At 49.3% G+C, this 16134-nt stretch carries 13 protein-coding genes; all 13 read right to left on the bottom strand.

Features of this window, described 5'->3' with window-relative positions:
* Positions 1-192: 192 nt before the first annotated feature.
* Positions 193-1287 carry a dTDP-glucose 4,6-dehydratase gene (gene rfbB / locus Q5Y71_RS05565; RefSeq protein ID WP_306040742.1) on the bottom strand — a complete coding sequence of 365 codons (1095 nt, stop codon included), beginning with the start codon at positions 1285-1287 and terminating at the stop codon, positions 193-195.
* Positions 1288-1659: 372 nt separating this feature from the next.
* Positions 1660-2532: a dTDP-4-dehydrorhamnose reductase gene (rfbD, locus tag Q5Y71_RS05560; protein WP_306040741.1), complete on the bottom strand. Its 873-nt coding sequence runs from the start codon at positions 2530-2532 to the stop codon at positions 1660-1662.
* Between the two features lie 219 nt (positions 2533-2751).
* Positions 2752-3300, bottom strand: a complete 549-nt coding sequence (gene rfbC / locus Q5Y71_RS05555; protein ID WP_306040740.1) for a dTDP-4-dehydrorhamnose 3,5-epimerase — start codon at positions 3298-3300, stop codon at positions 2752-2754.
* Between the two features lie 69 nt (positions 3301-3369).
* Positions 3370-4308, bottom strand: coding sequence for a glucose-1-phosphate thymidylyltransferase RfbA (gene rfbA, locus Q5Y71_RS05550; RefSeq protein ID WP_306040739.1), 939 nt, complete (start codon positions 4306-4308; stop codon positions 3370-3372).
* 80 nt (positions 4309-4388) lie between these two features.
* Positions 4389-6023 (bottom strand): polysaccharide biosynthesis/export family protein, encoded by a 1635-nt coding sequence (locus Q5Y71_RS05545; protein WP_306040738.1) that lies wholly within the window; start codon positions 6021-6023, stop codon positions 4389-4391.
* Between the two features lie 69 nt (positions 6024-6092).
* Positions 6093-7325, bottom strand: coding sequence for a hypothetical protein (locus tag Q5Y71_RS05540; protein ID WP_306040737.1), 1233 nt, complete (start codon positions 7323-7325; stop codon positions 6093-6095).
* A gap of 31 nt (positions 7326-7356) precedes the next feature.
* Positions 7357-8046, bottom strand: coding sequence for an ABC transporter ATP-binding protein (locus Q5Y71_RS05535; RefSeq protein WP_306040736.1), 690 nt, complete (start codon positions 8044-8046; stop codon positions 7357-7359).
* Positions 8043-8876 carry an ABC transporter permease gene (locus tag Q5Y71_RS05530; protein ID WP_306040735.1) on the bottom strand — a complete coding sequence of 278 codons (834 nt, stop codon included), beginning with the start codon at positions 8874-8876 and terminating at the stop codon, positions 8043-8045. The genes Q5Y71_RS05535 and Q5Y71_RS05530 overlap by 4 nt, the downstream gene beginning before the upstream one ends.
* Before the next feature lie 664 nt (positions 8877-9540).
* The gene (locus Q5Y71_RS05525; protein WP_306040734.1) at positions 9541-10794 is read right to left on the bottom strand and encodes a Y-family DNA polymerase; all 1254 of its coding nucleotides are present in this window, start codon (positions 10792-10794) and stop codon (positions 9541-9543) included.
* Positions 10795-11184, bottom strand: coding sequence for a LexA family transcriptional regulator (locus Q5Y71_RS05520; RefSeq protein ID WP_306040733.1), 390 nt, complete (start codon positions 11182-11184; stop codon positions 10795-10797). It abuts the gene before it with no gap.
* A gap of 316 nt (positions 11185-11500) precedes the next feature.
* Positions 11501-13588: a multicopper oxidase domain-containing protein gene (locus Q5Y71_RS05515; protein WP_306040732.1), complete on the bottom strand. Its 2088-nt coding sequence runs from the start codon at positions 13586-13588 to the stop codon at positions 11501-11503.
* A 1522-nt stretch (positions 13589-15110) separates the two neighbouring features.
* Positions 15111-15548: a potassium channel family protein gene (locus Q5Y71_RS05510; RefSeq protein WP_306040731.1), complete on the bottom strand. Its 438-nt coding sequence runs from the start codon at positions 15546-15548 to the stop codon at positions 15111-15113.
* Positions 15535-15990 (bottom strand): tRNA adenosine(34) deaminase TadA, encoded by a 456-nt coding sequence (gene tadA, locus Q5Y71_RS05505; RefSeq protein WP_306040729.1) that lies wholly within the window; start codon positions 15988-15990, stop codon positions 15535-15537. Before tadA ends, Q5Y71_RS05510 begins: the two co-directional genes overlap by 14 nt.
* Positions 15991-16134: the final 144 nt, after the last annotated feature.

The following is a 16134-nucleotide window of genomic DNA, read 5'->3' as shown; positions in this document are numbered from 1 at the left end:
GAACTTTATAGACTCCGCAGCCACAATTTTCAATGTCATCAGAAAGTTCCAACCTTTTAATGTATTTACGGATTGGCCAAAAAGGGGCCACACACTACAGTCGCCTTGTTACCAACCGGCTGAACACGGGCCAAAATGACTTCCGGATTCACCCGCCATAATCATCGATTTAAATTCTTCGAGCAACCCCTGTTAGTATACTGAAATCCAGTTATGATAGTTTCTATCCATTACAGAAATCCACCAACTATCGTTTTCCAGATACCATTGCAGCGTCTTACGGATACCGGTTTCAAAGCTCTCCAGCGATTGATAGCCGAGCTCGCTGCTAGACTTCTGTGGGTCTATGGCATAGCGGCGGTCGTGACCTGCTCTATCCTTCACAAAGGTGACCAGTTCCTGCGCTTTGCCAGCTATGGCGAATGAGGCCAGCGGGTACTTGTCAGCAAGCACTACGTTCTCTGTAAATTCTCTGTTCATTATCCCACAAATCAGTTTGACGATATTGATATTGGTCCATTCGTTTATCCCACTGATATTGTAACATCCACCCAGTTGCCCCTTTTTAATCACCAGATCAATTCCTCGCGCGTGATCCTCCACATAGAGCCAGTCCCGGATCTGCTGTCCATCACCGTAGATCGGCAGCGGCTTGTTTTGCAGAATATTGGTAATAACCAGTGGAATCAGCTTTTCCGGAAAGTGGTAGGGGCCGTAATTGTTCGAGCAGTTACTGGTGGTTACCTGCAGCCCATAGGTATGGTGGTAAGCGCGCACTAAATGATCTGATGCGGCCTTACTGGCCGAGTAGGGGCTATTCGGCGCGTAAGGCGTGGTTTCACTGAAGGGGGGATCCTCTGGGCCCAGGGTACCATATACTTCGTCGGTGGAAACATGGTGAAAGCGGTGTTTCTCTCTGTTTAACCCTTCATCCAACCAAGTTTTCTTGGCGGCCTTGAGCAGGCTATAGGTGCCAATGATATTGGTTTCGATAAAGGTATCCGGGCCACTGATGGATCTGTCGACATGGCTTTCGGCCGCGAAGTGCACCAGGGTGTCTATGCGGTATTCCTTAAGCAAGGTTTCCACCAGGGGCGTATCACAAATATTACCGTGGCAGAAGTAAAAGTTTTGGTTGCCACTTACCTGATTCAGATTGGCCCTGTTGCCGGCATAGGTGAGTGCATCCAGCACAACGACCTTGTCTTGCGGGTAAGTTTTCATCCAGTAGTGAACAAAGTTTGCGCCTATAAAGCCGGCGCCGCCGGTTACCAGTAGATTGCTCATTTTCTTGCTGTAGTTTCACTTCAATTTGTCAACTGGCTCAAAGTTTTTCTTGTCCAGAGAGTTAGTATTTAAATTGCAGCAATTTTTTGATATTGATCACTGCCACGGATCACCCTCACACTTTCTTCTTGTCTCCTCTCCCCCAAGCGGGAAAAGGAGTATGTGGGCTTTTGCGGAGCTAAGGCTGCGCAGCCCTAAAGCTCTTTGCAATCAGGCTTCTAGCAGGCTGCTGAAAAAGTCCCTTTAACGAAATTTTTACCTTAACTCTTATAAAATCAGAAAATTCAGAGCCTACAAAACAAGTGTTTTTTTGATTCTAAAACTTCAAGATGATGATGCTTTAATTCAAAATCCGAGTTTTTCAGCAGCCTGCTAGATACCTGCCCTTTCCTTTAGGACCTGGCGCAGTGTCTGACGCCAGTGTTGCAACTCTATTCCCAGGTCCTTCACCAGGCGGGCTTTATCCAGAACGCTGTAAGCTGGTCTTGCTGCCGGGGTTGGGTAGTCGGTGGTTCCTATTGGTTGGATTCGTACAATCTTTTCTATAGGGAGCAGGTTCACTTGCCTGGCCTCTTCAGCAATAGCCACAGCGAAGTCGTACCAGCTGGCCACACCGGCGTCGGTGCAGTGGTAGATACCGCTTGCGTCCCGCTTGTTAATCAGGGCGTAGATGGCACCAGCCAGTGTGTGGGTACTGGTTGGTGTTCCCATCTGGTCGGCAACTATGCCCAGTTGTTCCCGCTCGCGCATCAGGCGCAACATGGTGTTGACGAAGTTAACCCCGTGGGCGCTGTAAACCCAGGCGGTGCGCAGGATTACAGCTCCCGGCAGTACAGACTGGACAGCCCTCTCGCCCGCCGCTTTGCTTTCGCCGTATACGCCAAGGGGGCGGACTGCATCCTTCGGTTGATAGGGGGTGGAGCTTTGGCCATCGAATACAAAATCAGTGGATATATGGATCAGGCGTACGCCAAATGTCTTGCAGGCTTTCACCAGGTTTTCCGGGCCACTGGCGTTGACGGCGAAAGCCTGCCCTTTTTCTGTCTCGGCTTTATCTACCGCTGTGTAGGCGGCGGCATTAATAACCACTTCCGGTTTGTACTCGGTGATGACTTCCGTGACCTGGGTGGCGTTGGTGATATCCAGCTCATTGCGGCCCAAGGCTGTCAGTTCGATATTGTCGGGTTTGCACTTTTGCAGTTCCAAGGCCAGTTGGCCCTTTTTCCCGGTTATGAGGATTTTCATGGGTCGATTTCTGTCATTCTGTTCATTCTTTGGATGAATCCGGGTTTTGCATTGCTGGCAACTTCAAACGCGGAAACGATCACCCCTGCATTGATTGCAAACCTGCAATCCGTTGCCAGGTTAGAGCTCAGCGTTTCCAGTACAACTTTGCCGACCTGTAGCTCCACAGTTCCGGGGTGACCTGTGATCAAGTACCTACGTAAACCTACACACCACAACCTAAGGGAAAGTTACGGCTTCTTTCAGAAGCTTCCCTTGTGCATCTTTGGCAGAGAGTTTGGGGGTTTCGCCATTTACCAGAGGCCATTCGATGGCGAATTCCGGGTCATCCCAGCGCAGTGAATGTTCGTGCTCTGGGGCGTAGTATTCGGTGCATTTGTAGACAAACTCAGCCTCGGCACTGATGACATAGAAACCATGGGCGAAGCCCTCCGGGACCCAGAGCTGGCGTTTGTTTTCTGCGGACAAGGTGAAGCCAACCCATTGGCCGAAGGTGGGAGAGCTTTTGCGCAGATCAACGGCTACATCAAAGACTTCACCTTTAATGACACGAACCAGTTTTCCCTGGGTCTGCTCGGTCTGGTAATGCAGGCCGCGCAGGATTCCCTGGGTGGACTTGCTGTGGTTGTCCTGTACGAATACACGCTCAACGCACGCATTGTTGAACAAATCCTGGCGGAAAGACTCGAAGAAGAAGCCACGTTTGTCTCCAAAGACTTTGGGTTCGATGATTTTTACATCGGGAATAGTTGTTGCGATTACTTTCATACTACTTTTGTATTCGTCTTGTTTTACCGTGCTAACACAAGTTTCACACCTACGAATCAGGCCAGTTATTCAAACAGCGGCGGCGAAACGTTGTTGGTTGAAAAGGGAGCTTTCTCCAGATTCCAGCAGTAGGTTCAGCAGATATTCGCCATAGCCGCTCTTTCGCAACAAGTGGGCCTGCTTTTCCAGCTGTTCGGCTGAGATAAAGCCCTTGCGGTAAGCCACTTCTTCCGGACAGGCGACTTTCAGCCCCTGGCGTCGCTCGATAGTCTGTACAAAGTGTGCAGCTTCTAGCAGGTTGTCGTGGGTACCGGTATCCAGCCAGGCGCTGCCGCGGCTCATCAGCTCCACGTTGAGCTGGCCGCGTTCCAGGTAGATTTTATTGATGTCGGTGATCTCCAGCTCACCGCGGGGACTGGGTTTGACTTCCCGCGCAATGTCACACACCTGGTTGTCGTAAAAGTAGAGACCGGTGACTGCATAGTGGGATTTGGGCTGTGTCGGCTTTTCCTCCAGGCTGACTGCCTTGTCTTCCTTGTCGAATTCCACTACGCCATAAGCGCTCGCATCGGCAACGCGGTAGCCAAATACCGTAGCGCCGGTTTTCCTGACATCAGCATGCTGTAATAATTGGCTGAAATTCTGCGCATAGAAAATATTATCCCCCAGTACAAGGGCACTATTTTGGTTACCCACATGCGCTCTGCCAATCAGGAAAGCTTGGGCAAGGCCATCTGGTGAAGGTTGTACCGCATATGAAATATTGATACCCCATTGAGCACCATCTTCCAGCAGGCGTTGATACAGGCACTGTTCTTCAGGTGTTGTAATGATCAAAATATCTTTGATCCCTGCCAACATCAGTGTCGTCAAAGGATAATAAATCATAGGTTTGTCATAAACCGCCATCAATTGTTTACTGACGCCTTTAGTCAGAGGATACAAACGCGTACCTGATCCTCCTGCCAAGATTATCCCCTTTCTATCGGAAGATCCCAACATTACCATCTCATTGCTCCCAATTTTTAAATCCTGCAATTAAATTTATACGCTGTAAATTCCCCACAAAATTACAACAACCTGCCTAGTTAAAAGGATAGAACAGCCGCGGTGCCCACCGCTATACGGTACAGTATTTCCGTAATATCTTTAGTTACCTGTAATTCACTGGAATGAATCTTAGGCATTACCATGATTTCATCCCCTGGGCGCAATCGATCACCCAGGCGATTATCGAAATCTTTATCCTCAATTCGGCTAATGGTTCCATCCAGATGCAAAATAATCAGTTCCTCCTGATTGGCATTGTTGGCAAACCCCCCTGCCAATTCGATATATTCTTCTAGGGTGCGCTTTTTGTTATAGATGAGGGAAGTCGGGAAAATAACCTCACCCACAACAGAAACTGTGGAAGGCTTTAACGGTACAACAAGTTCATCGCCATCTTCCAACAGCATCTCTACAGCATTGGGGCTATTTGCAATCACAATCTGTCCCCGAGGTTCCGCTTTACGGGCCTGCTCGATAAATTTTTGGATCATGGCTGCATTATCTTTCTGCGCCGCCTTTTCGAGATCCGTATTGGGCTGTCTTGTCAGCACCTCCATTTGTAAGGCATCCAGAGAGCGATCCAACGCAGCCCGCTGCTTTTCTGCAACACTTTTACGATAAAGCTGTACCGCGGATTGATCCGCGTTTTCACGAAAATTTAACTGCATCATCAACTCATTCAGTGTGGCGCCATAGGGCATTACATAAGTAGCCGGACCATCTAGCTCACCGGAGACACGAATTGAAATCGATTTGATATCGTTGTCCCGTACAAGCTCCACCTGAGCACCAGGATAAAGACGCATTGTCATCGCCTCAGTCAGCGGTAAATAACTCGCCTGCCGCAACCCATCAACTACCTGTGTGATGCGTGTAAAATTGGCCTGAGGGTCCGGCTTGGTTACCAGAAGTACTTCACCCAATTGTGTATAAGGGCCAATAAATTCCATTTGTGCTGCCTGCTGCACAGCGCCTTCAATAGTCACTGAACCTTTGCGTGAGCCTACAACCACCACATCCCCACTGCGTAATTGCAATGATGGCATTACGCCTTGTACCAGGAAATTGTAGAGGTTGATCTTTTGTATCGGTTTGCCGCCACGCATTACCGTAATATCAACAAAACTCCCACTTTCCGGATCTATACCCCCAGCACTATCCAGGTAGTAGAGAATAGAATCGGAGGAAAAGCCATTGTATAACCCGGGATTATTAACGTATCCGGTAACAAAAACTTTTACCGGTTGGCTGGCTTCCAGGTTTGCATAGGCCTGTACATTTTTCTTGAATACACGTTTTACATAGCGCAAAACAAAATCATTGAGCGCACCGTTTTTAACCCCTCCCACATGGATCGGTCCTACCTCTGGTACAAAAATATTCCCCTGCGGATCTACTGGCAAAGTCGCATTAAAGCTATAGGCACCCCACAATTGCAGCGTTATTTGATCGCCCACTGTAATACGATAATCCGGATTAAAACCACTGAAAGGCTGATCCTTGAACGCCCCCCGGAAAAGAGATTGACCAAAAACAGGCACACCAGGCTGTGATAGTTCCGAAGCTTTTTTATTGTCTAACAGCTGTGTTTCAAGAGCCATGGCCTGCGAGCATATAAAAAATGCCAACAGGACTAGAGCTAAACGATAACTTCTTACTTTTCTTGCGGTCATTTCTGCCAATCTATTTCTAAATTCACTCTTTCAACAAGCAAGACTGCTGCGCCACCCTTGCAACCTTTCCTACATTCTATGATCACGAATACTGGCAACCAGCATTTTTCCAATCCCATACAGCAGCAGCAAAATAATGAACAAACTCACCAAATTGTATGATTTACGCGGATATTCCGGCTCTTCTGCCAGAGAGGGCTGTGCAATTACCATCAAATGTTTCAATTTCCCGGAGGCTTCCATACGAGCAGTCTCCAAAGCCTTTAAAGAAGCAGCATAGGCATCTGTTGCGAATTGCAGATCAAGCTCCAGGTTTTGGAACTGTGCCCCCAAGCTATTCAGCCTTTGCTTCCCTTCCTTATCTATACCCACCAAACGAACTTTTTCCATTTCAATTTGGTGCTCTAGGGCATCAATTCCCGACTGCATGGAAATAATCTGGGAAGAGTCCGGATTCAAATAGGTCTTTGCCGCCGTATACTCGGCACGTTGCTCTGCAAGCCTGGCTTCAAGTCCCTGGATAATACTACCAATCCCTTTGGTCAGCTCTTCCGGGCTCACAATATTATTACGATTCTGAAAATCCAGAATTTCCTGCTTTGTGTTACGCAGATTCCTCTGGGCTAATGCCAATTCGCTTTTAACAAAATCAACCTGTTTATCCGCAAGCTGATTACTGATCGCATTTACAAAAGCTTCTGATTTTTGAATAACAGTCTCAACTAAATGCTGAGCAAAACTCGGATCAAACGCTTGCATCTCAATGGTAATAATGCCTGTAGTCTCATCTAGAGCAACCCCAATATGCTGTCGATAATACGCCAAATAATCTTCCTGGGTTGCATCTGCATCAAGACGGGAAAATATGTCGTGGCGATTGCTCTTATAATAATTTGCGAGATCTAATTTTTCATCCAGATACAATGCCATATCCAAAGATTGGATATAATTGACCACCAGAAATACATCCTGATTATCAGATCCTATCCCCGGAACCAGAAAGCCCAGTGCGGGGGATGTTGTTTGAGAGGCGGCACTGTCTTTCACTATTAGCTGCGCATGACTCACATAACGCTCTGAAACCCAGAGCAAATAATAGGCTCCCACAATCAACAGAGGAGCTGCGACAAAGAGCAACAAGCCACGCCAGCGGCGTAAAAACTCTACAGGCTTTTGGTGTGTATCATTTACATCACCCGAGAGATCTCCTACAGCCTTCCTTACCGTATGAACCATTCCCCTCAGAGCCTTGCTTGCCACTATTTCGGCTTGCTCATCTGTACGCGATTTTTTTGCTTCCATATAGTTTAATTTACGCTACTGATTTTAGTATTTACGATGCTGTTTTGCTCTTCTGCTGAGGAGCTGCACCTTTCAGATAGAGAGCAATAGCTTCATCCATAGAGTCACAAATCTTCACTCTTCCTCCTTCAAGGTAGATTCCGACTTCACAATTTTTTCTCAGCAATGGCATCGCATGGGCAACAATAATAAAAGTGGAGAGCTTGCGCTTTTCGGCAATCACCGCTTCACACTTACCCCTAAATTGGGCATCGCCTACTGACATCACTTCATCCACCAAGTAGACATCAAAATCAATCGCAATACTCAACCCAAAAGCGAGGCGGGATCGCATACCTGAAGAATAATTCTTAATCGGGGCATCAAAATAATTTCCAATCTCGGCAAACCCCTGAACTGTATCCATCACCTTGCGCTGGCCGGCTCCCCAGATACCATGGAGCCCACAGACAAAAGCGACATTCTCCTTGCCGGTCATACTCCCCTGAAAACCACCGGCCAATCCCATTGGCCAGGATATTCTCTGGTTGGTAATCACCCGTCCGGAATCGGGGTAATCAATTCCACCCATGATACGCAACAGTGTTGACTTACCGGCCCCATTACGCCCAAGAATGCCTATATTTTTGCCCTCAGGAAAAGTAGCATTGACATCCTTGAACAGTACATTACGCCCCTGGGGCGTCCGGTAGGACTTTGTAAGATTCTCCAGCTCAATCATTGACTGCGTACCAAGTCACGCCAGCTCACTCTATAAACCAGCAGCCCAAATGCCAGCATACCGACTGCAGTAAATGTAAGATGCTGAAAGCTGGCAAACATGCCATGGTAACTGGCAAATAAACCCTGTCGGGTCAGTTCTATCACATGCAACAGGGGGTTCCAGACCAAATAGGGGTGATATTCTTTTGGTATCTGGTCGAGCGAAAAAAACACACCTGATATAAAATACAAAAGTCGCACAAGCACAGGCAGCACTTTAGAAAACTCTGGATACCTTTCTCCCACAACACAAAGAACCAGACTCAGGCCCAGGCAAAAACTAAAAAAAAGAATATTGACTTCAACCAACAAAAGAAAACTACCAAAGGTGGCTTGCACACCGCACCATGCCAGTACAATCAGCAAGGCAATCAGGCTTAATAGGTAGATAATGAACTCCAGCAAAACCCTACTGAGTACAGCATCAAAAGGGCGTAGCTGGCGATAATTAAATAGCCCACGATTGGAAGCTACTGTAGCCAGGCTTTTGGAAAAGCAGTGGCTAAAAAACAGAAATGGCGCTATCCCTCCCAGCATAAATAACACGGTAGGAATACCCGGGTAAAACTCCCTGCCCAGAAAGCTGAAAACTGTTGCCAGGACCATGATGTGCAGTGCCGGCTCGAGCAGGACCCAAGCATATCCCAGTCGCCATTTGCCAAAGCGGGTTTTCATCTCCCTAACCAGCAGCGCATGAATCACGTCACGCTGGATCTGCCAAACGGTGCGCTGAACTGTGGAACCCATACTTTCTAACTTCTTGTATATATATGTAACTATGTTTTCCACAGCCAAATTGAGGAGCAATTAAACACTAATCAAGTTCGCCTAAGGGAGATTTAATTCAAAGTCGAGAGTCCTGAACGGCTAAAGACGCACCGCGTTTAACACTCTAACTGTGAGTAACATTTAAACTACATGTTATATAGCCAGTTTTCTCGAAGCATTCGCCTCGCACCTCGATTCGCGCGGCATCTTACCATAGCCCACTGTCTGCGTCACACCGTGTCTATTGCACGCCATTACGTAATTAGCTTCAACGTGATTTCCAATCTATTTGGCTCCTCTAAACATTACACAGTCTGAAGAGATTGGGCAGAGAACTATTCTCATTGTCACCATTAGAGAAGCCGGTACCAGCAGCTCATTTAGGCAAACTGTCTGTGCTGATCAAAAAACAAACATCCGCAGCGTGAACCAAACAATGTACAGTAGCCGATTTTTAACGCAGCCTCACCTGCGGTTTGCAGCCATAGGGTTTCAGGAAAGGGAAGTAGCCATCACCTGGTAAAGAGCAAGTGGGGTCAAACCTTTGACCTCAACTCTGCTAGAGCCAGTTGAGCAGGCATACAAGCCTTTGAGGCGAAAGGGTACTGATTCTCTGCGATGGATTACTCCGCCCTCAGGCCGTACAATTTCCACATAGTCAAACTATAATCCAGTCAGTTAGCATCTATGTCACAACCTCTGGCAAATCCCCCCACCTGGTTGTATAGGCCGGTGACGTGTATGCCTGCCGCATTTTCCACTTCTTCTGAACACCTTCAGCACCCAGGAACAAGGTGCCCCGGCCAAAACGCTGGTTGACCTGGTCCAGGACCCGCATCATCCTTCCTATGTGGGCTGGCTGTCCTGAAGTAAACAGGTCCCCCTGCCCCAGCGACCCCGGCACCAGTTCAACCAGGCCAACGCCAGCCTTCATAAAGTGACGACCAGGACGATACAGTCCAGCAATCGCTTCCTTTGCCAGCTGCACGATCAGCCGGGTGTCATCAGTTGGATACGGCATCTGTACAACGGTACTACGACTGTAATAGTTGGGCTCGTAGGGTGATGTATGCAGGAACAGATGGATCGCCTTCACCAGTGACTGCTGGGCACGCAGCTTCTCTGCCGCCCTGCTAGCATACAGGGTCACTGCCTGCTGTATTGGCTGTAATTCACTCAGCTTTGTGCCAAAGGAGCGGGTGCAATAGATCTGCTTCTTTACCGGGGGCTGCTCCTCCAAGGGAATACACGGGACACCATTCAGCTCTTCAATAGTCCGCTCAATATTCACATTACTATGGCGGCGCAGGACCTTGGGATTAGCCTGTGCCAGATCATAGGCGGTCTCAACGCCGAATCCGGCCAGCCGCCTGGATAAACGACGACCGATACCCCACACCTTGTCCACGGGTGTACGACGCTGGAACCATTGCCACTTCTCGGGTGTGTCCAGGGCGCATACACCTTCGCATCCAGGCAGTGTCTTTGCTGCCCTGTTGGCCAGTTTGGCCAGGGTCTTACTGGGGGCGATACCCACCCCCACGGGCATGCGAACGTCCCGCCACAGCGTCTGGCGAATCTGTCGTCCGTAATCCAGCCAAGGCTTCTGTAGGCCCTGAAATTCAAGGAACATCTCGTCAATGCTGTACACCTCCACTTCCGGGCTGAACTGCCGTAAAGTCGTCATCACCCGGTGCGAAATATCCCCATAAAGAGGGTAGTTACTGGAGAAAATAGCCACCTGGTGCAGCCGCAACCGATGCTCAATCTTAAAGAAAGGCTCAAGATCGCCGATACCCAACGATTTGGCCTCTTTGGAACGTGCCACAACAAAGCCGTCGTTATTGGAGAGTACCACTACCGGCTTGCCGCGAAGATCCGGTCGAAAAATTTGCTCACAGCTGGCGTAACAGCTGTTGCAATCCACCAGTGCCAGCATTCACAGAAGCCGATGGTAGCGAATGGAAGCCTTGACCACCCCTTCCACAATGAATTCCTGCCCTTCCCGGATAGGGATTGGCGGATACTGGCTATTTGCCGACAAAAGGCGCCCACGGTGGCGATCCAGCACCTTGCAGGCCAGTTGTCCATCCAGGGCGACCACCACCACATCGCCCTGTACTGGCTCCAGGGAGCGATCGACAATCAGCAGATCCCGGTCAAAAATCCCAAGTCCCTGCATTGAATCACCATTGGCACGTGCCATAAAAGTTGCCGCGGGGTTAGTGATCAAGTGTTCATCAAGATTAGGGCTGGGCTCTTTGTGATCATCTGCCGGGAACGGGAAGCCGCAAGCAATGCTACAGCCATATAAGGAAACACGCTTCATCCAGGGGGTACTACTCAGATACTGTACATACGTACAGTTTAGCCTTGTAAAGCATTACCGCCAAGGTTTGAGGCTGACCGGTAGGCCGGGTATTATTCACATAGCCAGCCTGATTGCTCCCCTGCCTTTGGGCTTTACCCACAGCGCGTTTTACCGACCATAGATTCCCTAAAGTCAAATCCACTACCGGCAATGCATGCCATGCTCAAAGAACGCCACCAGATTAGGGGTTTCCAGAAGTTTAAACAGCATTCTTATTCCACTGAGCAAATCACTGACCGGAAGCCGCTTTATACCAGGAGGGGAGAGACAAACTTCAAAACCGGAGTAACACGCCAACGCCCCCCTGATAATCATTGTCATAGGTGGCGGCAAAGGACAAAAAATCCGAATGCCAGTAAGTGAGTGCCACGAGGTACTCGGATTTGGAGAAGGAATCGTACTGGTACTCAAAGCCTAACCCGAACCGGTCGATAATCGCCAATTCCCGACTAATCGTGATCCGCCCGTTGCCGCGGTCATCCGCCCACAACAGGGCATTAATTTTGAAAGGCAAAAGGCAGTAGAAGCCCGCCACGGCACGGGTGCGGTGGGGCGCAAGATCGGTGTCGGTATTAACGCCCACAAAACCGGAGAAAAAACGGTTCACAAAACGATAATAACCGAGCGTTGCCTGATACTCATTGCCCCAGTTGCTCTCCCAGGTCAGGAATACATCGTTATGGTTATTGCGCGTAATCATGAAGCCTGTGTTCATATTGGTCTGCAGGCCAATATCTGCCCAGGCATACCAGGGGTCTTCCAGTGCTTTATAGCGAATCGCCTGAATCTCCGGTGACACTTCCGTGCCTTCGTAATGAACAATGCGCGCCATACCGGATTCCAGGTGATACAAAATATGGCAATGGAAGAACCAGTCTTTCTCCTCGTTGGCTTTGAACTCGATCATGGTAGTGCTCATCGGTGCCACATCCACCGTGTGTTTTAGGGGCGAATAATCGCCCTGGTCATTCACCACCCGGAAAAAGTGGCCATGCAGGTGCATGGGGTGGCGCATCATGGTGTTGTTTACCAACACAAACCGCACATTTTCTCCTTTCCTGATCCTGATATACGCATCTTCACTCAGGGTTTTGCCATTCATTGACCACACATAGCGTTTCATATCACCGGTCAGCATCAACTCCACAATACGGGTAGGAGCGTGTTTGGGCAGGGCAGTGGAAGTCACCGAACGCAATTGCTGGTAAGGCGCCGGTGGACGTTGTTGCACATCGCCACCGGTCAGTATGGGACCTTCGATATTGGTGATATGCCTCATATCAGGTTTGGGCATCCCACCGGGGGCTTTATGTCTCTTCTGGATACGCTGAATCAATTCGGCACCCACATTGGCTGCGTAGGTATAGATATTGGGTTTCTCGATAGCTGGCGCGTAGACTTTTTCGCCCCGCCCGATCCAACTGGGGGTATGATTGGAACCATCGTAATTGGTGGCACGAAACTCCAGGCTTTTGCCCTCAGGCACCGTGACCAGTATGTCATAGGTCTCCGCGACGGCGATTAACATGCGCTCCAACTCAACCGGTTCAATGTCCTGGCCATCGGCAGCAATAACGGTCATTGGACCACCTGCATAGTTCAGGTAAAAATACGTGGAGGTACTGCCGTTAATAACCCGCAGCCGAACCTGCCGACCGGCTGGCTGATCCACATCCCAGTCCTTTCGGCCATTGGTGATGACCCTGTCGTAAGCGATATCAGAGACCTCCGCATTGACCAGGGAATACAGGTTGCGTTTCGTCACATTGCCAATGGTTCCCGCTTGAATGGCACCAAACAGGGTTTGTGAATTACCGGTACGGATGGCAAAGCCTTCATTATCACGTTTGAGCTTTCGCAGTGTCTCTTCCGGGCGCTCATCATTCCAGTCTGCCAGCATAATGATCTCATCAGCTGGTGCATTGGAGGGGCGCTCTTTGGGGTGAATAATAATAGGACCAGTCAGGCCGTACTGCTCCTGCAACCCAAAATGCGAATGATACCAATAAGTGCCACTCTGTTTGATGGGGAATTCATAGGTGAAAGCACTGCCAAGCATAATGGGGGCGTTGGTTACGTAGGGCACACCATCCATGTTGTTGGGTACCAAAAGACCGTGCCAGTGGATTGTAATGGGTTTTTCCATGCGGTTTTCCACATGCATTACGGCGTAATCGCCTTCGACAAACTCCAGTGTCGGGCCAGGTAACTGGCTGTTAATGGTGATCGCCTGTACCGTTTTTCCTGTAATACTCCTGAGCTCACGATCCACAACCAAAGTGTATTCCACACGTTTTGATAACACCGGTAATGATATCAACACCAACAGAGTCCAACTTATCCATAAAAATAGAATTTTCATGTTGTTATCTCTAAAATACACTCAACCTCAACTGGCAAGGGTCACTCTTAAATAAGCCGGAAAATTTAATCGGCAACTTATAAAGTAAAAGTCACTTTTTCTCTTATTATTTAAGCTTTTATTTTCCCAAAAAATATGCTATGGGCACCCCAGTCCATTTTGCATCCTTCCTTTTGATCATTTTATTGTTGATTCCCCGGGATTCTATCCAATGCAATCGCCATGGAAATCGTGTATGACTGCATGTATTTATTCGATCATTGTGTAAATATTAAAAACCCGAGTTAACCACCATGAAATACATCTTCTGCACACCAACAATCCACACAGGCTTGCAAACGGTGCACTGTCGATCACCTGCCTTATCAATACTCACTCACCAGACCAGCTATCACTTGAGTCAGCAGAGAGAACAACGGCCATCTGTCAGCATACTGCCAGCGGTAGCACAAAAAACCCCCAACCTTAGAATCAAACATGAGTATCCAATTGTAGTTGCGACATCGGCTCCATGGGGAATTGCCCTGGCTGAAGACGGGCTGCTTCTGGAAAGACAGTGTTAGGGAGCATACCTGGACAGGTTGCTATCGGGCTACCCAGAGCCCCGATAGTAGGATTCCCCAGTACTCAGGTGTCTTGTGACAGATACAGAGCCCCCCGCCCTACCTACACCGGCCCACCAGAATTGTGGTGCTGTACATACCCGTGGCTCTATCAGTTGGCAGATCATGGAAGCTAGCCATGATGCTCCCGCAGTGCTAGCAAGAATTGAAGCGCCAGTTCACCTGCCAAACCATCAGCAGACCCGGTCCTTGCTTTTCCCCAACCCCGGCTCCATTGGCAGCAATCTCCCTTATATAAGCAGTAGCCACCAAGTAGAGCCAGTTGGACAAATGCAAGTGCTGCCAAACCCTGGCAAGAAACAAAAACCGAGGTATTCCCAGCATAACCGGCGACAGCGACCGCCTCCGTTCAGATGCTCGACACTGGGACGCAAACAGTCATGGCTTATATCGCCCAAACCACACTTACCGGGCTGGCTTCAACAGGATCTGTACTCTGGAGGACAAGGTACAACTGGAGCCGGATTTGGCAGGATCCTGGCGGAGATATACCCGCCTGATAGGGGTCAAACTCAGGAAGCGCCGCTGGTGCGGAGTGCGGGGATATCTCATCAACCGGGAGGGGATACAGAAAATGTTGAATTAGGCCAGCCGAACTTTGGAACCCATCGACAAAGTTATTGATCACTTCTGGCTATTCGATCTGTATGTGTATGGCGTTGAGCCGCATTTGCTGTGGGAGACCGAACAGGCCCCAAGCATCGCGAAGCCCAATATGGGCAGAGCCAAGGTCACCCCATGGATGTACTGGTTACGCCCTATTGGAAAACTGTGGCGCAGTGCCGGGCAACATTACTATCTGATCCGCCACGACGCATTTTATCCGGCACAAAAACCCCACCGATCTCGGGCGCACAGTGAGAATAAAAGCCTGACATCCGCTTCAGAGAGCAGCAGTGCTAGTGCTCCCAGTGTCTTTGCATTTTCACGAACATAAACGAAGCGGTCCAGGTAATCATCATCAGCCCCGTCAGCGCCTCCAGGCCCGCAGTGAAACGCAGGTGCCCGAGAGGTTCAATATCTCCGAAGCCGAGTGAAGTGTAAGTGGTGAATGAAAAATAGGCACAGTCCAGCAGGCTGCCATTAAAGTTACCAATCAGCGTGCCAAAATACGGTGAATTCACCATAAAGTAATAGCTGTAGGCGAACAGCCAGATCTCTGCCACATGGGCCAGCAGTGCGCCAAATACCCCGATCATAAGCCCCACATTGTACCGCAAGGAGTGCCATTGCCCGATACGAGCAAGCACATTAAGGGCTGTCTGGTGAATCAGCACGACGACCGCGATAACAATACAATTGATCACAAAGGCAAAGGTCGTCTCAGCGTCGATCATGAAAAAACTCACGCACCAGTTTTCCGGCTTCCTCAGCCATAATCCCGGACTCTATATAAATCTTATGGTTAAAAAAGTCCATCTGGCCCAGCCTTAAATGGCTCTCTACAACGCCCGCACGGGGTTCGCAGGCACCGTAGACCAAACGTCCAACCCGCGCATGTATCAGTGCGCCAAAACACATGGTACAGGGCTCGATGGTGACATATAGCGTAGTATTTGGCAGACGGTAATTTTGCAGCCCTGCGGCCGCGTGGCGCAGGGCGATAATTTCCGCGTGAGCGCTGGGATCGCAGTCTCCGATAGGGCGATTGCTGCCCTCACCGATCACCTCACCGTTATGCACCAACACTGCCCCTACCGGTACCTCGCCAAGCGAGGCCGCAATTTCTGCCAGTTCCAGAGCCCTGCCCATAAACCCGTAATCTTTTGGTGTTGCCATGAAACCTACTGGTTACCTCTGTTTCACTCACAGACAGCCCGGAAACGGGGCTTACTGCCAGCGACGGGCTCACACGCGCCCAAGGATACAGGCAGCTTTGACAATTGTACCGATGTTTCAATAGCAATCATCAAACAAACCATG

The sequence above is a fragment of the Microbulbifer sp. 2205BS26-8 genome (assembly GCF_030731025.1).
In the GTDB taxonomy this organism is placed as follows: Bacteria; Pseudomonadota; Gammaproteobacteria; order Pseudomonadales; family Cellvibrionaceae; genus Microbulbifer; species Microbulbifer spongiae.
The sequence above is the reverse complement of the archived record's forward strand: the minus strand, read 5'-3'. Positions and strand labels throughout refer to the sequence as shown.